This is a genomic window from Streptomyces sp. CLCI03, from assembly GCF_053615355.1.
Genome location: NZ_CM132132.1, coordinates 1,987,990 through 2,011,580, shown reverse-complemented (window position 1 = coordinate 2,011,580; position 23,591 = coordinate 1,987,990). Strand labels below are relative to the sequence as shown.

19 protein-coding genes, 1 tRNA gene and 1 pseudogene are annotated in these 23,591 nt (G+C 74.8%); 8 read left to right on the top strand and 13 right to left on the bottom strand.

Annotation, left to right across the window (positions count from 1 at the left end; translation table 11 throughout):
- Positions 1-64 precede the first annotated feature (64 nt).
- A complete protein-coding gene (locus ACWG52_RS09140) occupies positions 65-1,546 on the top strand; it encodes a hypothetical protein (protein WP_453128403.1) in 1,482 nt (493 codons plus the stop codon).
- A 25-nt stretch (positions 1,547-1,571) separates the two neighbouring features.
- Complete coding sequence (locus ACWG52_RS09135) at positions 1,572-1,898, top strand: hypothetical protein (RefSeq protein WP_389809240.1); 327 nt, start codon at positions 1,572-1,574, stop codon at positions 1,896-1,898.
- Between the two features lie 71 nt (positions 1,899-1,969).
- Here ACWG52_RS09135 and ACWG52_RS09130 read toward each other — a convergent pair whose 3' ends face one another.
- Genes ACWG52_RS09130 through ACWG52_RS09095 form a run of 8 tightly spaced genes read right to left on the bottom strand, consistent with a single transcriptional unit; the run spans position 1,970 to position 12,911 of the window.
- Entirely contained in the window at positions 1,970-3,301 is a 1,332-nt protein-coding gene (locus tag ACWG52_RS09130; RefSeq protein ID WP_390140292.1) for a protein kinase domain-containing protein, read from the bottom strand.
- A complete protein-coding gene (locus ACWG52_RS09125) occupies positions 3,298-4,251 on the bottom strand; it encodes a PP2C family serine/threonine-protein phosphatase (protein ID WP_389809233.1) in 954 nt (317 codons plus the stop codon). The genes ACWG52_RS09130 and ACWG52_RS09125 overlap by 4 nt, the downstream gene beginning before the upstream one ends.
- Positions 4,245-4,907 (bottom strand): vWA domain-containing protein, encoded by a 663-nt coding sequence (locus tag ACWG52_RS09120; RefSeq protein ID WP_386093154.1) that lies wholly within the window; start codon positions 4,905-4,907, stop codon positions 4,245-4,247. Before ACWG52_RS09120 ends, ACWG52_RS09125 begins: the two co-directional genes overlap by 7 nt.
- Before the next feature lie 36 nt (positions 4,908-4,943).
- A complete protein-coding gene (locus ACWG52_RS09115) occupies positions 4,944-5,072 on the bottom strand; it encodes a hypothetical protein (protein WP_326749264.1) in 129 nt (42 codons plus the stop codon).
- Positions 5,069-6,769: a TRAFAC clade GTPase domain-containing protein gene (locus tag ACWG52_RS09110; RefSeq protein ID WP_453128400.1), complete on the bottom strand. Its 1,701-nt coding sequence runs from the start codon at positions 6,767-6,769 to the stop codon at positions 5,069-5,071. Before ACWG52_RS09110 ends, ACWG52_RS09115 begins: the two co-directional genes overlap by 4 nt.
- A 1-nt stretch (position 6,770) precedes the next feature.
- The gene (locus ACWG52_RS09105; RefSeq protein WP_453128398.1) at positions 6,771-9,221 is read right to left on the bottom strand and encodes a GTPase-associated protein 1-related protein; all 2,451 of its coding nucleotides are present in this window, start codon (positions 9,219-9,221) and stop codon (positions 6,771-6,773) included.
- The gene (locus ACWG52_RS09100) at positions 9,218-10,510 is read right to left on the bottom strand and encodes a TRAFAC clade GTPase domain-containing protein (protein ID WP_390140286.1); all 1,293 of its coding nucleotides are present in this window, start codon (positions 10,508-10,510) and stop codon (positions 9,218-9,220) included. The genes ACWG52_RS09105 and ACWG52_RS09100 overlap by 4 nt, the downstream gene beginning before the upstream one ends.
- Position 10,511: 1 nt before the next feature.
- Complete coding sequence (locus ACWG52_RS09095; RefSeq protein ID WP_389809221.1) at positions 10,512-12,911, bottom strand: hypothetical protein; 2,400 nt, start codon at positions 12,909-12,911, stop codon at positions 10,512-10,514.
- A 185-nt stretch (positions 12,912-13,096) separates the two neighbouring features.
- On the opposite strand from ACWG52_RS09095, the gene ACWG52_RS09090 reads away from it, so the two are divergent.
- Complete coding sequence (locus tag ACWG52_RS09090) at positions 13,097-15,157, top strand: phosphocholine-specific phospholipase C (RefSeq protein ID WP_389809218.1); 2,061 nt, start codon at positions 13,097-13,099, stop codon at positions 15,155-15,157.
- Here the strand turns inward: ACWG52_RS09090 and ACWG52_RS09085 are convergent.
- Positions 15,144-15,878, bottom strand: a complete 735-nt coding sequence (locus ACWG52_RS09085; protein WP_389809215.1) for a hypothetical protein — start codon at positions 15,876-15,878, stop codon at positions 15,144-15,146. The two genes, ACWG52_RS09090 and ACWG52_RS09085, sit on opposite strands and share 14 nt — an antisense overlap.
- Before the next feature lie 71 nt (positions 15,879-15,949).
- On the opposite strand from ACWG52_RS09085, the gene ACWG52_RS09080 reads away from it, so the two are divergent.
- Positions 15,950-16,705 (top strand): alpha/beta fold hydrolase, encoded by a 756-nt coding sequence (locus tag ACWG52_RS09080; protein WP_389809212.1) that lies wholly within the window; start codon positions 15,950-15,952, stop codon positions 16,703-16,705.
- A gap of 76 nt (positions 16,706-16,781) precedes the next feature.
- Here the strand turns inward: ACWG52_RS09080 and ACWG52_RS09075 are convergent.
- Positions 16,782-16,854 (bottom strand) — tRNA-His (locus ACWG52_RS09075).
- A 192-nt stretch (positions 16,855-17,046) separates the two neighbouring features.
- Between ACWG52_RS09075 and ACWG52_RS09070 the strand changes: the two genes are divergently transcribed.
- Positions 17,047-18,171: an aminopeptidase P family protein gene (locus ACWG52_RS09070; RefSeq protein WP_389809209.1), complete on the top strand. Its 1,125-nt coding sequence runs from the start codon at positions 17,047-17,049 to the stop codon at positions 18,169-18,171.
- 3 nt (positions 18,172-18,174) lie between these two features.
- On the opposite strand, the gene treZ is transcribed toward ACWG52_RS09070, so the two are convergent.
- Positions 18,175-19,932 (bottom strand): malto-oligosyltrehalose trehalohydrolase, encoded by a 1,758-nt coding sequence (gene treZ, locus ACWG52_RS09065; protein WP_453128395.1) that lies wholly within the window; start codon positions 19,930-19,932, stop codon positions 18,175-18,177.
- A gap of 110 nt (positions 19,933-20,042) precedes the next feature.
- Here treZ and ACWG52_RS09060 point away from each other — a divergent pair, with 110 nt between their 5' ends.
- Positions 20,043-20,606 carry an FHA domain-containing protein gene (locus tag ACWG52_RS09060; RefSeq protein ID WP_390168470.1) on the top strand — a complete coding sequence of 188 codons (564 nt, stop codon included), beginning with the start codon at positions 20,043-20,045 and terminating at the stop codon, positions 20,604-20,606.
- Positions 20,607-20,680: 74 nt separating this feature from the next.
- On the top strand, positions 20,681-21,160 hold the full coding sequence (locus ACWG52_RS09055) for a GNAT family N-acetyltransferase (protein ID WP_389809200.1): 480 nt from the start codon (positions 20,681-20,683) through the stop codon (positions 21,158-21,160).
- Here ACWG52_RS09055 and ACWG52_RS09050 read toward each other — a convergent pair.
- A pseudogene (locus ACWG52_RS09050) lies at positions 21,150-21,473 on the bottom strand (MerR family transcriptional regulator); the annotation flags it as partial. The gene ACWG52_RS09055 and the pseudogene ACWG52_RS09050 overlap by 11 nt on opposite strands.
- A gap of 25 nt (positions 21,474-21,498) precedes the next feature.
- On the opposite strand from ACWG52_RS09050, the gene ACWG52_RS09045 reads away from it, so the two are divergent.
- A complete protein-coding gene (locus tag ACWG52_RS09045) occupies positions 21,499-22,152 on the top strand; it encodes a 2OG-Fe(II) oxygenase (protein ID WP_389809197.1) in 654 nt (217 codons plus the stop codon).
- A gap of 16 nt (positions 22,153-22,168) precedes the next feature.
- Here ACWG52_RS09045 and ACWG52_RS09040 read toward each other — a convergent pair whose 3' ends face one another.
- Entirely contained in the window at positions 22,169-23,464 is a 1,296-nt protein-coding gene (locus ACWG52_RS09040) for a M14 family zinc carboxypeptidase (protein WP_389809920.1), read from the bottom strand.
- Positions 23,465-23,591: the final 127 nt, after the last annotated feature.

Sequence of the window (23,591 nt, the reverse complement as noted above, 5' to 3'; positions counted from 1 at the left end):
ACTGCAGGACAGCCGGACCCCGTTTACATAGGGTGAGACCACAGGCCAAGGGGGAGGGTGGGACATGGCAGCACGCCGATTACCGGTGCTGGCGCAGTACCGGGACGACGCGGTGACCCGGCTGCTGTGCGCGGGCGCACACCTCGACGAGCACTTCGCCCGTCAGGTGGACGTGGATCTCACCGAGGACCGACTGCGCGCAGCCGGACCCTCCCTCGGCATCGACCTGGTGGCCCTGGCCCGCCACGCGCGGGCCTGCGTACGCCGGACCGACCTGCGCGACCGGCGCCTCGCCGGGCTCTGCGCCGTCGGCGTGTGGGCGGCGGTACCGGTCGCGCTGTACGGGCTGGTCGCGGGGCTGCCCGCGCTCGCCCTCGGAGCCGCCGCCGTGCTCGTCCTCACGTACGCGACCGCCTGGACGCTGGTCCGGCGCACCGAGAACGAGGCCCGTACGGGGGCGCTCGGCGTCGAGCACGGCACCGACCGGCCGGGGGACCTCGCCCCCGCGGTGGAGGCGGAGGCGGAGGACCGGCTGCTGGAGCAGGAGCGGGCCAACGTCGTCCCGTACACGGCGAGCGCCGAGCGCACCAGCCCGTTCGTCGGCAGCGGCTCGAAGATCAAGGAGATGGTCTGGCAGCCCATCGACGTGAGCCGCCCCGCCGAAGACCCGGTCGGCGGCGGCAAACTGACCATCAAGCCCTTCGACGCCGTCGACCTGCACAGCTTCGTCGCCCGCGAGATGGAGCACATCGCCGGACTCAAGGGCCTGCGGGCCGGCAACCGGCTCTACGTGATAGGAGATCACGTCTCCTACGTCGGGCCCGACCTGCTCCCCGACGCGCAGCGCCGCCCGCGCGCCCGGATCCCCAAGCAACTGGTGCAGGCCGGGGTCGTACAGCCGGGCGCCGGCATGCGCACCTACCTCAGCCTGGAACGGACCGGCGAGGGCGGCCGCGTCATCGTCTCCATGCACCTCCGGGCCAGGCTCCAACACCCCAGCCTCACCTGGGAGGTGGCGGCGTACGGGATCCCGCCGCTCCAGGCACGCTTCTACCGGGTGCACACCCTGCCCCAGGGCGGCTGGGAGCGCTGGTGGAGCCTGACCTCCTTCGCCACCGCCACCACCGGATCGGCGCTGCTCGGCGCCCCCGGACGGCTGGTCCGGCGGGCCTCGGCCCGGAGCGAGCGGGCCAGGTCGCTGGAGCGGACGCGCCGCGAGATCGACCGACGGCACCTGCGCTTCGACTACGGAGCCGTGGACAGCCTCCGCGAGCGGGTCGCCGACTGGCGGCAGCTGGGGTTCTCCGAGCGGACGGACTCCCAGGACTTCCTCCAGCGGCTGCAGCAGGGCGTACTGATCGCGACCGAACGGTTCCTGAAGGACCACAACGTCGACACCAGCTCCTACGACCAGGCGCAGCAGGTGATCAACACCCACACCTACACCTTCCAGGGCGACATCCACGCCAGCAACATCGGCGCCCACGGCACCGTCAACCAGGCCGGTCAGGCCCACGGCTCGGGGAACCCGGCCGGGCAACCCTGAGCGAGCGAGCACGAGGAGCACACGCGTGAGCACCTACAACTTCCACGGGAACGTCTCCGGTCCCAACAACATCGGGGACCACGGCACCATCAACATCGGGCAGCAGGACACGGCCGCGCAGACCCTGAGCCTCGCCGCCGAACTCGCCCGGTGGCTCCGGGCGGAGGGGGCGTCGCAGGACCGGCTCGACGCGGCCCAGGCCCTGCGCGGCGAGCTCGACCGGGCCGGGCAGGAGGGTCGCGCCGCCGAACCGGGCCTGATCCGGCGGTCGCTGGAGACCATCACGCTCGGGCTGGGCGCGGGCAGCACCGGTCTCGCCCTCGCCCAGGAACTCGGCCGCCTCCTGGGCTGACCCGGCTCATCCCGCCCGGGCGGCCCGGCGCACCCCGCCCGGGTGGGACGGGCGCACCCGGGCGGGCCGGCTCACCTGGCCCGTACGACCGCCCGCGCGCCGCCGAAGTCCAGCTCCAGCCCCGAGCGCAGCGGCACGGTCTGCCCCGGGCCGATCTCCTGCGTGCTGCCGTCCGCGCGGGTGCCCGTCCACGCCGACCCCGAACGGTTGGCGAGCCCGAACTTGCCCGGCCGCTGAGGATGTTCGGTCAGCTGCGCCACCAGCGTGTCGTCGCCGTAGTCGTGCCGGGCCGGCTCCGGCGCCAGGTGGTGCGCCTGCACCCGTGAGGACCGGTGCAGCAGGATGTGGTGCTCGGTGCGCGGCGGGGGCGTGGTCAACACCAGCCGGGGCGGCAGCACCAGCGCGTTCCCGCAGCTCCAGCAGGCGCCCGGGGAAGCGGACCGCGGCTCCGTCATGTTCTGCTTCCCGCAGTGGGCGCAGTCCACGACCGCGTCGAGGACCGCCCGGAGCGCGTCACGCCACTGCGACTCCCGCACCCGGCCGGCCGGGTCGTGCAGGCCCCGGGTGAAGTTCCTGGTGAACAGGTCGCGCAGGGAGTCGGGCACCACCGCCCAGGTCGCCAGGACCGTGGCGTGCTCCACGGGATCGGGAGCGTTCGACCGGTCCAGCGGGTCGAAGAGGAACAGCGGGTCCTTCCCGTACAGCTTGCGCTCGGCGGCCTCGTCGAAACAGCGGATCGCCAACTCGCGCCGGCCCATCAGCGGATGGTGGTTCATCAGCAGCATGAACAGCAGCACCGACAGGGAGTGCAGATCGCTCTGGGTGCCGGGGGAGACCCCGGGCTCGCCGCGCACCAGCTCGGGCGCCATGAACGCCATGGTGCCCGAGATGCCCGTGCTGTCGCCCTCGACCACCGCGTTGTCGTTGTCGCAGACCAGTACCTCGCCGGTGGTCGGGTCGAAGAGCAGGTTCCCCCACGAGATGTCCCGGTAGGCGATCCCGCGCGAGTGCAGCGCCTGGTACGCCTCGACCGTGTAGAGGCAGGCGGTGAGCAGGGCACGGACCGTGGTCCGCAGCTTGCGGCGGAAGAGCAACGGCAGGCCCTTGAACCGGTCCGGGCGGATGTCCATCAGATAGCCGAAGCCGCCGCGGCCGTCGCCCACGAAGTCCCGGGGCCACAGGAAGCGGTCGTCGTCGAAGCCCCGGTCCACCAGCTGGCGGACGATGTCCTCCTGCTCCCGTGTCGCGCAGGCCGGGTAGTACCACTTGAGGGCCTGGTCGCCGGCCGCGGTGCGCACCCGGTAGACCTCCCCCTGGCCGCCGGCGCCGAGCAGGTCGAAGACCTCCACACCCAGGCCGCTGTCGGCCGTCAGCCGGGTACCGCTGTCGAGCATCCCGCTCATTCGTCACTCCTGTACGGGTCGGTCATGTCGGCCGGATCGGCCGGATCGGCGGCGCCCCCGCCGGCGGGCGGCACGCCGCCCGGTTCGGTCAGGGCCGTCGCGGTGTGCCAGGCCGCCACCAGCGTGGTGTCGTCCCCCGAGTGCTGCGAGGCCTTGGTCAGCCACTGGGGCAGGACGGCCCGGACGCACTGCGGACCCTCCGCCGACAGCCGGTCGTCGAGTCCGGCCATGAACTGCCGGAAGCCGCTGTCCGAGGCGAAGCTCTTCGACAGCCCGTCGGTGGAGAGCGACACCAGCCGCGGCGCCCGCCCCGGGGCCGTCACCGGCGCCCAGTGCGTACGCACCCGCAGCCAGGCCTGCGGGGAGCACAGGGACTCCGTCTCGTCGCCCAGATCCGCCTCGTCCGGCGCGAGCGGTACGGTCACCTGCCCGTCCTCGGTCACCACGGCCAGCTCCCCGTCACCGAGCTGCCAGGCCGCGAAGACCCGGGGGGTGAGCACGGCGCCGACGAGCGTGCTCCCGTACAGCACCAGCTTGTCCGTCGGGGACAGCCCGGGCTCGCCGTGCGAGCTGCTGCGCTCCCAGTGCCCGAGCGCCGTCTCCTGCCAGGCGCTGACCAGCTGGCGCGGCAGCGTGTACTGGGCGTAGTTCATCAACCAGGCCAGGCTGGGCGGCCGCGTCCCGCCCCGGGGCTCGGCGAGCGCGGCGAACTGCCGGGCCTGCTGGACGAACAGGTCCACGGCGAACCGGGACCCGAGATGACTGCGTGCGTGCACGGCCGATCCGTGGCCGTCGGCCACCGCCATGATCAGGGGCTGCGCGGCGGTGCCGAGGCCCTCCGCGTCGTGGTGGTCCTGGTTGCGCGCCTTGTTCACGCCCTGGACGCTGCCCTGGAGCGTGTCCCAGAGCGGCAGCGGCCCGTGGGTCATCCGCAGGGGCGCGCTCACCACACGTCGTCATCGTCGTCGGCGAGCACGGGCGGGGCGTACGGCGGCTGCTTCACGGTCGCGTCCCCGAAGCCCGCCACCGGCTGGGAGGCCGCCTTCACCGCGGCCGTCGAGGCCCAGCGGATCGCCGCCGCAAGCTGCTTGGGGCTGTTCGCGTCCAGTGGCTGGAGCTCGGGATTGCCCAGGAACTCCTGGAGCACGCCGCGGTCGGCGTCCGCGCCGATCGCGATGGCCACCCGGACCGCCTTGCGGCCCCACGGGGTCGCGTCCACCGCCCGCAGCCCCGCCTTCCAGTCGTCGGTCGGCACCCCGTCCGAGACCAGCGCCAGCACCGGCTTCAACGCCCGCTGCGGCATCGGCGGGGTGTCCAGTTCGCGCGCCGCGAGCTGGAGGGCCTCACCGAGATTGGTCATCCCGTCCACCTGGACGTCCTGCCAGGTGAACTGCTCCACCGGCACCGGGTCTTTGTGGTGCCAGCGGGCCGTCGTGGAGAACGTCATCGTGCGCAGCAGCAGTTGCGCCGCCGGATTGTCCTGCGCGACGGAGAGCATCTCCGGGATCGCTTCTCTGATCGCGTAGTTGAGCTGGCCGATCTTCTCGCCCTGCATCGAATACGAGCAGTCGATCAGCCAGATGAAATGGACGGGCCGGTTCGCCATCGGCCCGCCGGGGATGTCACTCACCGCGTGTCTCCTTCAACTTCCGCTCCATTGCGGGATGTACCGCACCAGCGCCGCCACCGCGGCGGCCGCCGTCATCACGACCGCCGACACGAACAGGGCGGCCATCATCCGCCGGCCCCGAGTGATCTGCGGTGTCATCATGGGGTGTTGCTCCTTTCCTCGCCGTGCCCGACCTGCGCGTCCCGCGCGCCTTCCGTGTCCGGCCGGGGTCGCGGGACCGGGTGGGTCCGGGTGTCCGCCCCGACGGGCCTGTCCGGCCGCTCGCGCCCGTCCCGGGCGAGCCCTCCGACGCGCAGTCCGGTCCGGGACAGCAGCCACAGCACCGGCTCCGCCGCCCGCCGCCGCTCGCTGTCCAGGGCGCCCGCCCCGGTCGCGGCGCGGGCGCTGACCACCCAGTACCGGGCCGCCGCGAAGTCGTGGCCGAGGGCCCGGACCAGCTCGTCCAGCCCGATCGCGGCCAGCCACTCCTCCACCGGTTCCGCCGGTCGCGGCAGCGAGTCCAGCCGGTCCAACGCGTCCCGCTTGGTCACCACCGCGGCCACGGGCAGGCGCCCGCGACGGCCACCGAGCCCCTGCAGCTCGCCGGTGAACCCCGCGTACGTCTCCACCGGCCCGAGGTCGGCCGGCCGGGCGGCCTCCGCCCGCTCCGTGTCGCCCGCGTGCAGGGCACGGCGTACGACCGGCGCGGCGAGCACGTCGGTCACCAGCAGGACCCCGTCGGCGTGCGCGAGGTAGCCCTGGCCGCGGGTCGTGTCCGCGTCGCGGAAGGACTCGCCCATCGGGTCGTACAGGTAGAGCAGCCGGCGCCGACGGCCGTGCCCGACCAGCAGCATCAGGGCGCGCGGCTGCCCGCCCTGGGTCTTGAGGGTCCACCCGGTCCCGTTCAGCTGCTGCCCCAGGGTGTTGGCCTCGCGGAGGTCGTCGGGGGAGGCGTACTCCACCGTCAGCCGGGAATCGTGCGACCAGGACCTCAGACCGTCGAGCACGGCCGCCAGCAGCATCGTCTTCCCGGCGGAGGTGCCCCCGATCAGCGGCAGGTGCACGACCCGGGTGGTGCCGACGGACGGCGGCAGGCCGCGGTCGCAGTGCGGGCAACGGGCGGAGAGCCGCCGCCGCCCGGTCATCAGCGTGCTCGGCAGGGCCTTGCCGCAGCGGCAGACGTGCCGCAGCGCGCCGAAGGCGCCCGGCCGCAGCTCGCGGTGGGCGGCGTCGCAACCCGGGCACAGGTGCACGGCCAGCGGGAACGGCCGGTAGCAGCCCGGGTAGGGGCACTTCATCCGGATGCCCAGGGCCAGCTTCCACAGCCGCTCCGCCGCCCGCCCCGCCCAGGTGGCGGCCAGGGCGGCCAGCGCCACCAAGGCGATCTCCGCGGCGAAGAACAGGGCGACACCGGCCAGCAGGACCGAGGCGAGCAGCGCCGACAGCAGCGCGGCCAGCGCCGTACCGGGAGCCAACAGGCGCAGCAGCAGCCGGCCGAAGGCGTTGTCGACCAGCTCGCCGGTCTGCCCGTGCCGGCCGCGCAGCAGCCGGCGGCGCACCACCAGGCCCAGCCAGTGCCGGGTCAGCAGGTACCAGACGGTCAGCGCGGCGGCCTGCCCGGCGAACCGGGCGTCCAGCCACATCTGCCCGGCCCAGTACGCGGGCCGCGCCGGCTCGGGACCGGTGTACGGGGTGATCCGCGGGTCGCCGCCGCCCGGCGGACGCGTCCGGAAGGCGGCCCAGGCGGCCGACAGGGCGAGCACCAGGAACCGCCACAGCCCGTACCCGAGGCACACGGCGACCCCGACCGCCCCGGTGAGGGCGCCGAGGATCCGCGCGATCAGCTCCGGATCCGTCACGTCAGACCCCGTCCCCACCGGCCGTGCCGCTGCCGCTGCCGCCGGCGGAGCCGGATCGGCGCCCCGCGAAGCGTTCGCGCAGCCGACCGAAGGCCCCCGGCCGCTGCCAGGCGCGGAACTCGTCCGCCCAGCGCCCGCCCAGGTGGGCCAGCGACTTCTCCACCTCGGCCAGCTCGGCCGGTGTGAGGCTCCGTACGGCCGGCCGCAGCACCCCGTCGAGGAGATCCGTACGCGTCTCCTGCCAGGCCGGGCCGGCCTGCGGCTGGGAGGACCACACCGCGAAGCAGTCCGCCGCGTGGTCCGGATCCAGCCGCAGCCGGTCACGGACCGCCGGTGTACGCGCCTGCGCCCGATAGGCGGCCAGCAGCTCCGCGTCGTTGCTCTCGATCAGCGCCCGCAGCTCGCTGTCCGGGCGGTCCCCGGCCAGCAGCCGCGCGCACAGGGCCGCGTACGCGCTCCGAAGGGGTCCCGGCTCCGGGTCCAGCGACCGCAGGTCCAGCACCTGGCGCACCCAGCCCCCGCCCGCCGGGCCCGACCGCAGGTTCCGGGCGAGCTCCAGCAGCAGCAGCGACGGCCGCAACCCGGCCGGGATCTCCTCCTGGAACTGCCCGAGGAGTTCCGGAGCCAGCTCCGCCGCCTCGGCGTCGCCGGCCGGGGCCCCCACGGCCGCCCGCACGAGCAGCTCCCAGGTCCCGGCCTCCCGGTGGACCTGCGCCCCGGCCGCCATCAGCACCAGCCCGGCTTCACCCGCACCCGGCGGCTCCCCGTCCCACACCAGTCGCATCGCGGTCCGCAGCACCAGCGGCTCCGCGTACAGCGAGACGCCCGACCCGGCCAGCAGGGCGTTCAACGCCCCGACCCGGTCCGCGGCGGCGCCCGCGGGCGCCGACGCGGCCTCGGCGCACATCCGCAGGTGCGGTCGCGCGTCGGCCGCGGTCGGCCGCAGCGCGGTGCGTTCGAACAGCCGCCGTCCCGCGGCCGGATCACCTGCGGCCAGCGAATCCAGCCGGTCGAGCACGAGGGCCCGCAGCACGGGCAGTTCGGCCAGTGCGGCCCGCACCCCCGACCCGTACGTCCCCTCCGGATCGGTGAGCAGCGCGAGCGCCAACTGCCGTGCGACACCGGGCAGCAGGTCGCTCACGTCCACCCCGAGCACCGACGCCACCCGCAACAGCCCGGCGGGATGCCCCGGTTCGGCCGCGGGGCCGTCCAGGGCCGCCCGCAGGCCCGGTTCCAGCTCCGTCGCGAGCCGGCCGCGCGCGGCCGCGCCCAGGGCGCCCGCGGTGGGCAGGTCCGCGGGCGGCGCGCCGGTCCGTACCGCCTCGGTCAGGGTCAGGGCCACCAGCGGTTCGCACACCGCGGGCGGGGCCCAGCCGTCCAGGGCGGCCAGCAGCCGCCCGGCCGCGGCGACCTCCGCCGGGTCCCGGTCCTCGGCCGGGCGGCCCAGCGCCAGGGCCAGAGTGTGCAGCCGTACGTGGTCCAGCGCGTCCCGGTGCCCGGCGACCCAGTCGGCGGCAGCGGCCCGGCCGGGGGAGGGCAGGGGGAGGTCCGCGGCCAGGGCGAGCGCGGCCAGCGGGCCCGCGTCGTAGGGCCCGGCGGCCAGCCGCCGCACCTCGGCGACCAGATCCTGGCGCTGCCCCTGCCAGACCCGCGCGGCGGTCTGCGCCCACACGTCCGGCTCCAGGGCGGCGGGAGCGGTGGACCGGGTGGTGTCGTAGACCCGGTAGCGGTGCTCCTGCCCGGCGAGGCCCGGCCCGTCCTCGGGCATCACCCCGATGATCTGCTGCCGGGCGAGCTGCGGCCGCCGGGTGTAGGTGGTGAAGGTGAGCCACTGCCCCCGCTGGTGCGGCAGCACACTGCACGCGAGCATGATCCAGCGGGCCACGGCCTCGCTGTCCGCCTCCACGAGCACGATCTGCGGGGCGTCCGGGTCCTCCCCGAGCCGGCGCACGTCGGCGAAGAAGCCGGCCAGCCAAGGGCCGCGGGCGGCGACGAAGGAGGCCAGAGCGGCCCGGTCGAGGCGGCCCGGCGCGGGCACCGCCGCGAGAACCGGAGCGCCGTCCCGCGGGGTCGCGGTGGCCCACTGCGGTGAGCCCCAGGCGGTGATCGGCAGCTCGCCCACGGCCGGACCGGAACCGGCGGGCTGCGGCAGGTGCACCGCGTGGGCGTGGAAGTTGCCCCAGCGGCCGCTGTAGTCCGCGCCCGTGTACACCGAGCGCGCCAGCAGCCGGCTGCCGTCCGCCAGCACGTTCAGGCTGAGCGCCTGCGGGAAGGCGGCCAGCTCCTGCGGCCCGGGGCGCGAGGGTGCGTCCCGGGGCGGCTCGTAGCCGATCAGCTGCTCCGCCTCGCGCAGCAGCGCGGTCGGCACCCCGGGGCTGACGGCGGTGAACCGGAAACCGGAGCCGTCGGGACCGGGCGGCGCCGAGGTGTAGTGCAGTTGCGCGAGATTCATGAGTTCCCCTCGGAGCCGGTACGGCCGGCCGTGCCGGCGGTGCGACCGGGGCCGGCGGCGCCACCGGTGCGCGGCAGCAGCCCGCCCAGTCCCAGCAGCCACAGCAGCGGATCCTCCACGCGCAGCGGCCGCGGCCCCGACTTCGGGGCGTCGGCCGGCGCGTCGGCGGGCGGCGCCGAGCCGAGCGCCGACAGCCCGAACAGCGACAGCTGGGCGAAGTCCCGCTCCAACTGCCGCAGCAGCGAACCCGAGTCCCAGCCGTCGAGGAGCGTGCGCAGCTCCTCGTGCACCGCCCGCCGGTCCTCCTCGTCCAGCGCGCCGGCGCCGTGGTCGGCGTTGCGCAGCAGCGGCGAATGCGGCTCCAGCAGCGGCGCCAGCGCGTCCGTCTTGGTCACGGCCACCGCCACCGGGGTGGTGACCCGGCCACGCGAGGAACCCCGGCCGTGGGCCCGCAGCTGTGCGGCGAGGTCGGCGGCGATCTGCTGCGGCGGGGTCTCGATGACGGGCAGCGGCGGCCCCTCGTCCACCGGCAGCCGGTCGCGGACCGCCCGCATCTGCAGCGGGTCCACGAGCAGGATGATCCCGTCGGCGGCGGCCAGGTAGTGCGTGTAGCGGTCCATCGCCTCGGCGTCGGCGAGGTCCTCGCCCGCCGCGTCGAAGAACACCAGCGCGGTGTGCCGGCTGCCGTCCCCGCGCAGCCGGCGCCGCAGCGGCAGGCTCAGCCGGTACAGCAGCGGGTCGTTGAAGCCGAGGGCCGCCGGTCGGGTGGCCTCCGGCAGCCGCAGCCGGTCGTAGAGGTCCTCGGCCAGCTCGCGGTCGCGGCGCTGGGTCTCGCCGCCCATCGCGGTCACCGAGGCCCCGTAGGCCCGGCCCACCCTGCCGCGCAGTTCGTTGAGCAGGACCGAGACGTAGGTGCTCTTGCCGGAGGCCTTGGGGCCGAGCAGGGCGATGATCCGGGTGTCCTGGTCGCAGTAGTCGCTCGGGAAGTCGCTGTGGCAGCGCCGGCAGACCCGTACCGGGGTGGACCCGCCGCAGGCGGGGCAGTCCGCGCGCGATCCGCCCCCGTACGGGGGCAGGTGCCGCCCGAGGCCGCGCGCGGCGGCGAAGACCGGGCCGCGCATCTTCAGCGCGGGCGGCACGCTCGGCCCCTTGAAGTCGGCCCATATGGTGTCGAGTTCGGCGGCGCAGGGCTTGGCCCCGCGCACCCCCGTCGGGGACATCTGACAGCGGTAGGGCAGCCGGGCCGCCGGGGACCGGTCGAAGCAGTAGGGGCAGACGACGGAGGTCATGTCAGTGGATCACCAGGGTGGGGAGAGGGGGCTCTTCGAGCCGGACGGAGGCGGCTGCGCCGCCGAGGAGAAAACCGCGGAGGGCGTACGGGCGGCCGGGTGCGACCGCGGTGTCGATCGGGCGCTCCACCGTGCCCGTGCCCGTCCCGGTGCTCGCGGCCGCGGCCGCGAGTTCGGCCCCGGTCACCCGGCACACGGTCGGGCCGTCGGCCGGGCCGCTCGGGCGCCGCGGATCGCGGCCGCCGTCGCCCCGGGCCACGAGGACGAAGCCGGGGAGGTCGGGGTGGTCGGGTCCGGGTGCGCCGCCCGGCGCCCGTACGGTCACCCGTAGGACAGCGGGCCCGCGGCGCAGTCCGCGCCGGGCGCCGGGCACCAGCTCGTAGGAGATGGCCACGTCGGCGGGCAGTTCGGCCCGCGCGTCGGCGCCGGGGGAGGCGAGTACGGAACGGGCGCTGCGCGGTGCGGCGTGGACCTCGACGGCCAACGCGGCCGGGGTGACCGGCAGGCGCAGGCCCTCGCGCAGGAACACGCTGCGCGCCACGGCGAGTTCGGTGCGCCGGCCGTCCTGGGTGACGGCGGCGGTGACGGTGCCGGCGGCGCCGGGCCAGTCGAAGCCGACCTCGACCACGTCGGGCGCGGCCCGCCGCAGGACGAGGCCGGTCACCGGCAGGGGAGCCTCGACCAGGACGGAGGGTCCGGCCACGGCCCGCGCGCCCAGCACGGACACGGCGGACACGACGGTCTGCGATCCCGGGGGCGGGTGCCCGACACAGGCCGGGCCGTCCCCGGCCGGGCGACCCGTGCCGGGCAGGCCGGCGCCAGGGACGCGCGCACCAGGGACGCTCGTGCCGGCGACGCTCGTGGTCGGGTCGTCCGTGGCCGCGTCCGTCCATCCGGGGGCGGCCCAGTCCAGCGGCGGCGGCAGTTCGGCCGCCGTCAGCTCGGCCCGCTCGGCGGGGGTGGTACCGGGCCACCGCACCAGCCGCACCTCGGCCCCGTCGCCACCGGTCCGACGGAACTCCACCCCGCCCGCCTCCCGGGGCCGCGCCGTCAGGGTGAGCACGGGTTCCGGCCAGGCGTGCACGGTGACCGGGACGGTCACGGGCGCGGACAGCGCACCCTGTTCGGCGCCGCCCTTCGGGGCGTACCGGGCCCGCACCACCCACGCGTACCGCCCGGGCGTCGGTCCCTCCACGCGCAAGGTCTCGCGCGAGCCCGCCCGCGCCACCGGCGGCACCGGGACGGGCCCTCGCGGCCCGGTCAGCGTCACCTCGCAGTGGACCGCGTCCGGCGGAGCGGTCCACGAGGCCCCGATCCACCCGTTGCCGTCGACGGCGGCCGGCTCGGTGACCGCCGGGGCGACCGACAGCGGGGCCGCGATCAGCGGCGGTCCGTCGACGGTGCCGTCGGCCCGCAGCGGCAGCGCCACATGGCGGATCTCCTCGCCGATCCCGGCGTCGGCGTCGACGAGCACTCCGCCGACCGGCCGCCCCGGCACCTCGGCGAGCGGGGCGCCGGCCGGCTCCCCGCGGGTGAGCCGCACCACCCGCCAGCGCGTGTCCCCGAAGTCTCCGCTCGGCCACCGCAGTTCGACACCGCCGGGGACGAGGACGGACACCGGCGGGCCGGGGTCCCCGGGCTCGGGCCGGTAGGTGCGGACCAGCCCGCGCACCGCGCGCGGGCAGTCGCCCGCCAGCGCCGCGGCCTCCTCGTAGTGCAGGCAGGCCCGCCCCGGATCCCCCTGCTCCTCGGCCCGCCGGGCCACCGCGAGCACGGTGTCGGCGGCGGCCGTCCGGGCGGCCAGCTCGGCGAGGAGGGCCGCCAGCGGCCGGTCCTCGCCCGCGGGCGGCAGCAGGGCGGCCCGGCGCGCCGCGGAGCGGATCCGGTGCCCCAGTACGTCGTCGCGCAGGGATTCGGCGGCGGCCCGTTGCCCCTCGTCCAGCCGGGCCCGCCGGGCGGCCGCCCGGACCAGCGCGGCGGCCTCGGCCCGGTCCACGCCGAAGCCGGTCGCGGTGGCGGGCAGCTCTCCCTGGGGATGGTCCTGGAGCAGGTGGGTGAGCTGGTACAGCAGGATCCGGCGCAGGGCGGCGGGGTCCGCGTCCTGGATCGCGGCGAGCCGCTCCAGCAGCCAGGCCGCGGCCGGCTCCGGCCGGTCCCGGCGCAGCGACCGGAGCACTTCGGGGCCCACGTGCCGGCGCCGACCGGGCCCGGTGACGGCGAAGATCCCGTCGAGGAGCCGTAGGCGGCCGCCGGGCGGGGTCAGTAACTCGCCCAAGTGGCTTAATCCGAGGGTCTGTTGCGCGGAGAGGAGTTCCCCGTACCCTCCCACGAGCGGCGACAGCGGCAGGCCGGAGAGCGCACGGGGCAGCCCGATGGCATGCCCGAAATCGGTCCCGGCCATCCGTTCTGCGCCCCCCGTGCAGTGTGTGGGAGGTCATTTCAGCAGATACGCAGGTCGTTCGGGAGCTCTTTTCGTTCTCCAGGTGTACGGCGCAGTGTCACGAAGTGATCTCCGGCCGGTACCCCGGGACCGCTGTCCTTGGGGCGCCCCTCGACTCCCCCCTCACCCGCAGAGGTCGTCACCCCATGGCAGAACTCAACCGTCGCAGGTTCCTGCAGATCGCCGGTGGCACCGCCGCCCTCACGATGCTGAACGACAGCATCGCGCGGGCCGCCGCCATCTCGGCGCAGGGCACCACCGGAACGATCCAGGACATCGAGCACGTCGTGGTCCTGATGCAGGAGAACCGGTCCTTCGACCACTACTTCGGGGCGATGAAGGGTGTCCGGGGCTTCGGTGACCCGCGTCCGGTCCTCCAGGACAACGGAAAGTCGGTCTTCCACCAGTCGAACGGCACGAAGGACATCCTGCCCTTCAACCCGCAGATCCAGGACCTCGGCATGCAGTTCCTGGAGGGGCTCAACCACGACTGGGCGGGCGGCCACCAGGCGTACAACAACGGCAAGTACGACAAGTGGGTCCCGGCCAAGACGGCCACGACCATGTCGTACATGACCCGGAACGACATACCGTTCCACTACGCCCTCGCCGACGCCTTCACGGTGTGCGACGCCTACCACTGCTCCTTCATCGGAGCCACGGACCCGAACCGCTACTACATGTGGACGGGTCACACCGGCAACGACGGGACCGGCGGCGGCCCGGTCCTCGGCAACCAGGAGGCCGGTTACGGCTGGAAGACCTACCCCGAGCGGCTGGAGTCCGCCGGGGTCTCGTGGAAGGTCTACCAGGACATCGGCGACGGCCTGAACGCCGCCGGTTCCTGGGGCTGGATCAACGACGCCTTCCGCGGCAACTACGGCGACAACTCGCTGCTGTACTTCAACAACTACCGGGGCGCCCAGCCCGGCAGCGCCCTGTACGAGAAGGCCCGCACGGGCACGAACGTCAAGGCGGGCGACGGCTACTTCGACCGGTTGCGCGCGGACGTCGTGGGCGGCACCCTGCCCCAGGTCTCCTGGATCGCCGCCCCCGAGGCGTTCAGCGAGCACTCGAACTGGCCGACGAACTTCGGCGCCTGGTACATCTCGCAGGTCCTGGACGCGCTGACCGCGAACCCGGCGGTCTGGGCGAAGACCGCCCTGTTCATCACCTACGACGAGAACGACGGCTTCTTCGACCACGTGGTCCCGCCGTACCCGCCGGCCTCCTCCGCCTGGGGCCTGTCCACCGCCGACGTGTCGAAGGACCTCTACGCCGGTGGCGGCGGCTACGCGGCCGGACCGTACGGGCTCGGCCCGCGCGTCCCGATGATCGTGGTCTCCCCCTGGAGCAAGGGCGGCTACGTCTGCTCCGAGACCTTCGACCACACCTCGGTCATCCGGTTCATGGAGAAGCGTTTCGGCGTGCAGGAGCCCAACATCTCCCCGTGGCGCCGCGCGGTCTGCGGCGACCTGACCTCGGCCTTCGACTTCACCCGGGCCGATGCCGCGCCCGCCGCGCTCCCGTCCACGGCCGGGTACGTGCCGCCGGACAAGGACCGCCACCCCTCCTACCACCCGACCCCGCCGGCCACCGGCACCCTGCCCCGGCAGGAGGCCGGCTCCAAGCCGACCCGCGCGCTCGGCTACAGCCCCTACGTGGACGGTGCCCGCACCACATCCACCGGCAAGTTCACCCTCACCTTCGCCTCCGGACCGACCCTGGGCGCCCATTTCCACAGCACCTCGGGCAACCGCACGGACGGCCCCTGGCCCTACACGGTCGAGGCGGGCAAGACCCTTGTCGACACCTGGTCCACCAGCAGCTCGACCGGCAACCAGATCAACCTCACGGTGTGGGGTCCGAACGGCTTCCTGCGCACCTGGAAGGGCCCGGCGAAGAAGGCCGGTCCCGAGGTCACGGCCCGCCACCTGGCGGCCACCGGCAACCTGGCCCTGACCTTGACCAACTCCGGGACGGCGGCCGTCAACCTCACGGTGACCAACACCTACGGCGGCGCCGCCCGGATCCTGCGGGTGGCGGCCGGTGCGACGGTCTCCCACACGGTGGACCTCACCGCCTCGGGCCGCTGGTACGACGTGCAGGTGGTCTCCGACGCCGACGCCACCTTCCTGCGCCGGTTCGCCGGGCATGTGGAGACCGGCGCCCCGGGCGTCTCCGACCCTGCGATCAAGACCGTCTGATCCGGTCCTCCGGTGCGCGCAGCAGCCGCCGTTCCAGGACCGGGAGGTCCGTGGGACGGTGGCCGCGGGCGTGCCGGAGCAGGAGATCCCGCGCGGTGTCGGGGACCCGGCGCCGCTTCGGGTGCCGGGTCGTGAACTCCTCGCTCGCGAAGAACCGCACGGCCCCCTCCAGCCCGGTGCGGTCCGTCTCCCGCACCGCCCAGGCGAGTTCCTCCGTCGGCCTCCCGGCCGGCAGCCGGACGGGGGCCCGGTCCGCGAGGAGCCACGCCGCGTCGCGCGGTTCCTCCCGTACGGCGCCCAGCCGGCCGAACACCACGGCCGACGGCACCCCGGGCGCGTGCGCGGGCCCGGGATCGGTGCCGCGGGCCAGGTCGGCGGCGTACTCACGCAGTCCCGCCGGGGCGGCCGCCGCCCACCGGTCCCGGTGCCGGGCCGGGAGCCCGGCGGGGTCCAGCGGATCGAACAGGGGCCGGAGCGGACCGGACGGCGGGGCGGACCTGATGCGCCCACCGCCGGCTTCGTACAGCGAGACCCCGCCGTCCCCGTGGCACATGCAGGCGAAGTCGTCGTGCGGTTCGCCCCGCGGCCACAGGGCGAGCACCTCCGCGATCTCGGCCCGGTCGAGGATCTCGGCGTCCGGATGGTGGGGGTGGTGCGGACGGTCGGCGGCGATCCGGGAGGCCGTGACGGCGATGCGCACCGTGCGCGATGTCGGCTTCACGGTGTGATCGTAGACCCGGTGGGCAGAACGTACGGGTCCGTTTCGTCGCCCCCGTCACCGAGGGAGAACGCATGGCCATCGCCCACCGCAGGATCGGCACCGGACCCGTCCGCGTCATCGTGTTGCACGACTGGTTCGGCACCTCCGCGAACTGGGGTTCCGTCCTGGACCACCTGGACCCCGAGGGCTTCAGTTACGTCTTCCTCGACTACCGCGGCTACGGCGACCGCCGCGACGTCCCCGGCCGCCACACCCTGGCCGAGATCGCCGACGACGTCCTCGAACTCGCCGACCAGCTCGGCTGGGACACCTTCTCCCTCCTCGGCCACTCCATGGGCGGCAAGGCGGTCCAGCAGGTCCTCGTCCGAGCCCCCGAGCGGGTGGAGAAGCTGATCGGGCTCGCCCCGGTCCCGGCCGCGCCGTACCTGATGGACGACGCCACCCACGCCCTCTTCCACGGCGCCGCCACCGACCCCGAGAAGCGCCGCGTCATCCTCGACCTGGTCACCGGCAACCGCGTGAGCCGCCACTGGCTCGACCGGATGGTCGCCCACTCCGTCACCGTCTCCCGCCCCGAGGCCTTCGCCGGCTACTTCGCGAGCTGGCAGCCGCTGGACCTGTCCGCCGCCGTGAAGGGCAACACCGTCCCGGTGCTCGTCCTCGTCGGGGAGTACGACCTCGCGATCACCGCGGATGTGATGCGGGACACCTGGCAGGCCTCGTACCCGGACTGTCGGGTCGTGACGGTCCCGGGCTCCGGCCACTACCCGCCGCACGAGACCCCCGTGGCCTTCGTCACCGAGGTGGAGGCCTTCCTCCGGATCTAGCGGCCCGGCCGGTCCGGCCGGGCACACGAAAAATCCCGTGGGGTACGAGGAATCTCGTACCCCACGGGATCGACAGGGTGAGTGACGGGACTTGAACCCGCGGCCACCTGGACCACAACCAGGTGCTCTACCAACTGAGCTACACCCACCACGAAGGGCGGCGGACCGCCCGTTCGATGTGCAAGCACAGCATAGCCGATCAGGGGGGTGGTCCCGCGACGCGATATCGGCCTCGGCCCCCGCCGGGAGGCGGGCCGCCGCAGGGTACGGGGCTTCCCCGGCCGGGAGGCGACCGGCGTGGCCGCCGCCCTCGCCGCGCGGCTCACGGCAGGATCACCCGTATGACACGTGAACCCGCACCCTTCACGGCCGATGACTACGCCGCCCGGATGGCCGCCGCCGCCCAGACCGCAGCCGACGCGGGACTCGCCGGCCTGCTGATCTCCCCCGGCCCCGACCTCACGCACCTCACGGGCTACCGGCCCACCGCCGAGACCGAGCGGCTGACCCTGCTCGTGCTGGCCGCCGGGCAGGACCCGGTGCTCGTCGTGCCCGCGCTGGAGGCCCCCGACGCGGCGCGGGCCCCGGGCGCCACCGCGCTGACCCTGCGGGACTGGGCCGACGGGAAGGACCCGTACGCCGTCACCGCCCCGCTGCTGGACTTCCGCGGCCGCTTCGGGGTGAGTGACAACACCTGGGCCCTGCACCTGCTGGGCCTGCAGCGGGAACTGCCGAACAGCTCCTACGCGCCGCTCACCGACTGCCTGCCCATGCTCCGCGCCGTCAAGGACGAGCGGGAGCTGGAGCGCCTCGCCGCGGCGGCGGCCGCCGCCGACGCCGCCTACGCGCAGGTCCTCCACCTCCCCTTCGCCGACCGCCGGGAGAGCGACGTCGCCGCCGACCTGGCCGGCCTGCTGCGCGCCCACGGCCACTCCCAGGTCGACTTCACGGTCGTCGGCTCCGGCCCGAACGGGGCCAACCCGCACCACGAGGCCGGCGACCGCGTGATCCGCCGCGGCGACATGGTGGTCCTCGACTTCGGCGGCCTGCGGTACGGCTACGGCTCCGACATCTCCCGCACCGTGCACGTCGGCGAGCCCACCGCCGAGGAGCAGCGGGTCCACGACGTCGTCCGCGAGGCCCAGCAGGCCGGCGTGGCCGCTGTCCGGCCGGGGGTGCCCTGCCAGGAGATCGACCGGGCCGCCCGCGCGGTGATCACCGAGTTCGGCTACGGGGACCGCTTCATCCACCGCACCGGGCACGGCATCGGCGTCACCACCCACGAGCCCCCGTACATGGTCGAGGGCGAGGAGCAGCCGCTGGTCCCCGGCATGTGCTTCTCCGTGGAGCCGGGCATCTACCTGCCGGGCCGGTTCGGGGTCCGCATCGAGGACATCGTGACCGTCACCGAGGACGGCGGGCGCCGCCTGAACGACGCCCCGCGCGAGCTGGCCGTCGTGGAGTGACCCTCACGGGGCGAGGACGACCGCCGTCTCGCCCGGTACGTGGATCCGCCCGTCGGGACCCGGATGGGCGACCGGCTCCCAGGCGGCCAGCACCCGTACCCCGTTGCGGCCCAGCGCGATGGTCACCGGGTCCGGGGAGAGGTTCACGGCCACCCGGACGTCGCCCCGCCGGAAGGTGAGCCAGCGCCGCTCCTCGTCGTGGGCGACCCGGACCCCCGCCAGGTCCGGGTCGCGCAGGTCGTGATGGGTACGGCGGAGCGCGATCAGGGTGCGGTACCAGTCCAGCAGGCGGGCGTGGACGGCCTGTTCGGGCTCCGTCCAGTCCAGGCGGGAGCGGTCCCGGGTGGTCGGGTCCTGCGGGTCCGGGATCTCCTCGGCCTTCCAGCCGTGCGCCGCGAACTCCCGGCGGCGGCCGGACCGTACCGCCTCGGCGAGGTCCGGGTCGGGATGGTCGGTGAAGTACTGCCAGGGCGTGCGGGCGCCCCACTCCTCACCCATGAACAGCATCGGAACGAACGGCCCCGTCAGGGCCACGGTCGCGGCGCACGCCAGCAGCCCGGGGGAGAGCGAGGCGGAGAGCCGGTCGCCGAGCGCCCGGTTGCCGATCTGGTCGTGGGTCTGGGTGTAGCCGAGGAAGCGGTGGGCCGGGGTGCGGCGGTGGTCCACCGGACGGCCGTGGGTGCGGCCGCGGAAGGAGGACCAGGTCCCGTCGTGGAAGAAGACCCGGGTCATGGTCTTGGCGAGGGCGCCGAGCGGGGCCGCGGCGAAGTCGGCGTAGTACGCCTGGGATTCGCCCGTCAGCGCGCAGTGCAGGGCGTGGTGGAAGTCGTCGTTCCACTGGGCGTGCAGGCCGATGCCGCCGGCGGCGCGCGGGGTGGTGGTGCGCGGGTCGCAGCGGTCGGACTCGGCGATCAGGAACAGCGGGCGGCCGGTGTCGGCGGCCAGTTCGTCCACGGCCGCGGACAGTTCCTCCAGGAAGGTCAGCGCCCGGTCGTCGGCCAGCGCGTGCACGGCGTCGAGCCGCAGCCCGTCGATCCCGTAGTCGCGCAGCCAGGCCAGGGCGCTGCCCAGCAGATAGGCGCGCACCTCGTCGGAGCCGGCCGCGTCCAGGTTCACCGCGGAGCCCCACGGGGTGTGGTGGGTGTCGGTGAAGTACGGGCCGAAGGCCGGCAGGTGGTTGCCGGACGGGCCGAGGTGGTTGTGGACCACGTCCAGCACCACGCCCAGTCCCGCCTCGTGCGCGGCGGCCGTGAAACGGGCCAGGCCGGCCGGGCCGCCGTACGGTTCGTGCACCGACCAGGGCGCGACCCCGTCGTACCCCCAGCCGTGCCGCCCGGCGAACGAGCAGACCGGCATCAGCTCCACGTGCGTGACGCCGAGGGCGGTGAGGTGCCCGAGCCGGGCGGCGGCCGCGTCGAAGGTGCCCTCGGGGGTGAACGTGCCGATGTGCAGCTCGTACAGGACCGCGTCCTGGAGGCGGGTGCGCGACGCCGGCGCCCGCCGTGGGGCGAGGGCCTCCAGGTCGACCACCGCCGACAGGCCGTCGGGGCCGTCGGGCAGCCGCCGTCCGCGCGGGTCCGGGCGCGGGCCCGCGCCGGGGCCGTCGCCGTCGAGCAGGAATCCGTAGCGACTCCCGTCGGCGGCCGGGGCCTCGGCGATCCACCAGCCGTCCCGGTCCGGATCGCGTGCCATGTCGTACGTCGCCCCGTCGAGCAGCATGGCGACGTGCCCTGTCAGTGGTGCCCACACCTCGAACTGCACGGACGGTCCCCTCGTCGGCGGCGGTGTCCAGCATGCGTATCGTGCCCATCATTCCGGGCGTGGCGTGGGAGTTCTGGACACTCCGCCCCCGACGGGCCGACAATCACCCTGTGACGTCCAGTTTCGAGATTCCCGCCTTCCCCGCGCCGCGGCTGTCCGACGCCGAGCGCGACCGGGCGCTGGGCCAGCTCCGGGAGGGCGCGGCCCTCGGCAAGCTGTCCCATGACACGTTCCTGCGCCGGATGGAACTCGCCCTGGTCGCACGCCGCTCCGAGGACCTGGCGGTGCTCACGGCCGACCTCCGGACCCGGGACGCCACCGAAAGCCCGTGGACCCGTCGGCTGTTCGGCTGGGTCGGCCGGGCCTCGGCCGTCTCGCTCGGCGTACGGCGCGCGTGGAACGCCGAGCGCCTGCCCAAGCTGCTGCTGCCGCACCCGAGCGCGGCCGCCCTGCGGATCGGCCGCGACCCCGGCAACGGGCTGCGGCTCAGCCACGAGACGGTCTCCCGGGCGCACGCGGAGCTGAGCATGCGCGGCGGGGTATGGGTGCTCAAGGACCTCGGCTCCACCAACGGGACCACGGTCAACGGGCACCGGGTGACCGGCTCCGCGGTGGTCCGCGACGGGGATCAGGTCGGCTTCGGGAACATGATCTTCCGGCTCTCGTCGAGCTGAGGACGAGGCCCCCGCGTCCGCCTACGGTGCCCCCGCCGGTCCGGCGCCGCGAGCGGGCGCGCAGGATGACGGTCATGGAACACACCACCGTCATCCGCCGCGCACGCGTGGGGGACCTGCCCCGCCTGGTCGAACTCGTCCACGAGCACGTGGCGTACGAGAAGTCGGCGCCGCGCCCGCCGGGCCTCGCCGAACGCCTCGGCCCGCAGCTGTTCGCCGAGGACGCCCGGCTGTGGGTGCTGCTCGCCGAGACCCCGGACGGCACGGTCGCCGGATACGCGGCCTGCTCCGCCGAGTTCGCCTTCTGGGACGCCCGGTACCACCTCCACATGGACTGCCTCTACCTGGCGGAGGAGGCCCGCGGCCACGGCCTCGGCGCCGCCCTGATGGAGGGCGTGACGGACCTGGCCCGCGCCCTCGGCCTGGACCAGGTCCAGTGGCAGACCCCGGACTGGAACGAGGGCGCGATCCGCTTCTACGACCGCCTCGGAGCCACCGGCAGGCCCAAACTGCGCTACGCCCTCGCGGTGGAGGCCGCGCCGTTCACGCCGTGAGCAGGCGCAGGCCCAGATCCGCCGCGTCGAGGTCGGCGAGGTCGCCGTTGCGTTCGGCCCATCGGCCGGAGGCGAGGTCGTCCCCGAGGCTGCGCACCGCCCGCCCCTCGGCCTGCGGACCGACCCTCGTCCACACCGACATCGCACGGCGCACCCGCTCCTCCAGATAGGCCTCCGGTCGGCGCCAGTACGCCTCGAACAGGCCGTCGGCGCAGTCCCACGGGACGGGCACCGGCTCGGCACGGGCGCCGATCGCGTCGGCCATCGCGGCGAGCGAGGGGAACCGCGCGAGGACGCCGGCGAACTCGGGGACCGTCCTGGACCCCCTGACCGGACAGGTGTCCCGCAAGGGGCGGGACTCGCTGGTCCTTCCCGTCACCAGTGAGGTGTTCAGCGCCCACCTGGCGGACTGTCTGCCGCTCGTCCAAGAGGTCCTCGGTCACCGGGCCGAGCTCGTGCAGTCCTTGACCGTCCTGACGGCGCACGGCGAAGGCGGCCACTTCGGCATCCACACGGACGCCTCACGCGTGCGGGACGTGAGCCGGGCCCTGTCCGCGGTGTACTACCTGCACCGCACGCCCCGCGGCTTCGGAGGCGGCCAACTCCGCCTGTACGACACCGTGGTGGAAGACGGCCGGGCGCGGCCGGGGGAGTCCTACCGCACCGTCGAGCCCGAGCACGACACCATCGCCTTCTTCCCCTCCGGCGCCTTTCACGAGGTGGTGCCGTCCACCTGCCCGAGCGGGCGTTTCTCCGACCACCGGTTCACCCTCACGACATGGATCTCCGGCGGGGAGCCCGCCGCGGTCCCGCAGGCGCGCCGGCCGGACGCCCGCCGGCCGGACGTCTGGCGGTGGTTGGCGGACGCGGCCGAAGGCACCCGCCCCCTCCACGACGCGGCCGAGGACCACGACGGAGCCAGGCCGGTGGCCCTGCCGCCGCCCGGCCCCGACACCCGCCTGGGACCGGGCGGCATGCGGCCCCCGACCTGACCTGACCCGATCTGCCTCAGCCCGGCCGGCCGGCCGCCACGAGACGGTCGTAGGCGGCCAGGACGGTCCGGGACTGGTGTTCCACCTGGGTGGCCACCGGGACCCAGCGGGCCTCGAAACGGTCCGCGAAGTCCTCGCACCACCCGGTGACCAGCCGGTCCAGCCCGGGTGCCGCCGGATGCTCCTGGGCACGCAGCACCCGTAGCAGCATCGCGGCGGCACGCAGCGACAGCCGGCGCCCGAAGGCGTCGATGCTGGCGACGTACGCCGCCGTGGCCTCGGTCGGGGCCCCGACCGTCCACGCGGCCGCCACCTGGGGGATCAGCGCGAGCGTCCAGTCCACCGCGCGCAGCAGGGGCGCCGCGGCCGGGTCCTCGTACGACCGCGGGTCCTGCGGTACGTGGGCGCCGCCCCGGACCCCGGCGACGAGCGCGGCGTCCGAGGTGAGCCGCTCGGCCAGCATCCGTAGGGCGCCGCGCGGGTCCGGATGCGGGGTCGGATCGTCCACCAGGTCGGAGGCCCACATGGGGACTTCGACGATGGCGGTCGTGCCGGCGTAGCGGTGGGCGTGGTACCAGGTGCTCAGCCGGGTGTCCTCCGGGTGGAAGGCCCCGGCGGCCTCGCTCCCCGGCTGCGGGATCACGAAGATCCCGGGCCCGGGGGAGGGCCAGCCGGCCGCGTCCGAGGCCCCGTTCTCCACCGGGATGCGCAGGTCGGCGGCCGACGTCGCGAACGGCTCGGCGAGGCCGGGGATGTCCCGGGTGAGCTGCACCCAGGAACCGCCGAGGTCGGTGGCGTGCAGGGAGACCTGCAGCACGGGCCGGAGCTCGTCGATGAGCGCGGTCAGGGCCAGGGTCTCGGGCGGCAGCCGGTCCGGGGGCAGTAAGGACGGCGCCCACTCGGGTTGTTCGGGGCCGGGCGGCCGGAAGAAGTTCCGGTGGTAGTCCAGCAGTGAGTACGGAAGCGGGGTGCGGTGCAGGTTCGCGCCGTCGGGGTCGGCGCAGAGCAGGAAGTGCCAGCCGCAGCCGGCCCGCGGCGTCGGGTCGTCGAGGAGACGCCGGGCGAGCGAGAGGGCGGTGGCGCCGCCGACGGGCTCGTTGGCGTGCGCCCCGGCGACGACGAGGACACTGCGTTCGGCCCCGCGCGGGGCGCCGCCCGTCGCGGCGACGGACAGCACCCAGAGGGGCTGCCCGGCCCGGGAGGTGCCGGCCTGGCGGAGCCGGACCTCGTCGGGGTGTTCGTCCGCCAGAGCGTGGGCGGCGAGCCCGAGTTCCTGCGGAGTGGGGTAGCACATGTCACGGAGGAGAGTCACAAGGGATGCCATGCCCCGAGGGCCCGCCGCCTACTGCTCCCAGGGCTTCGCAGTTCCCCCGATCGACGAGAAAACCCCTGGCCAAGGCCTGCGGACCCGGCCGGTCGCGGCCGGCGCCGCCGACCGG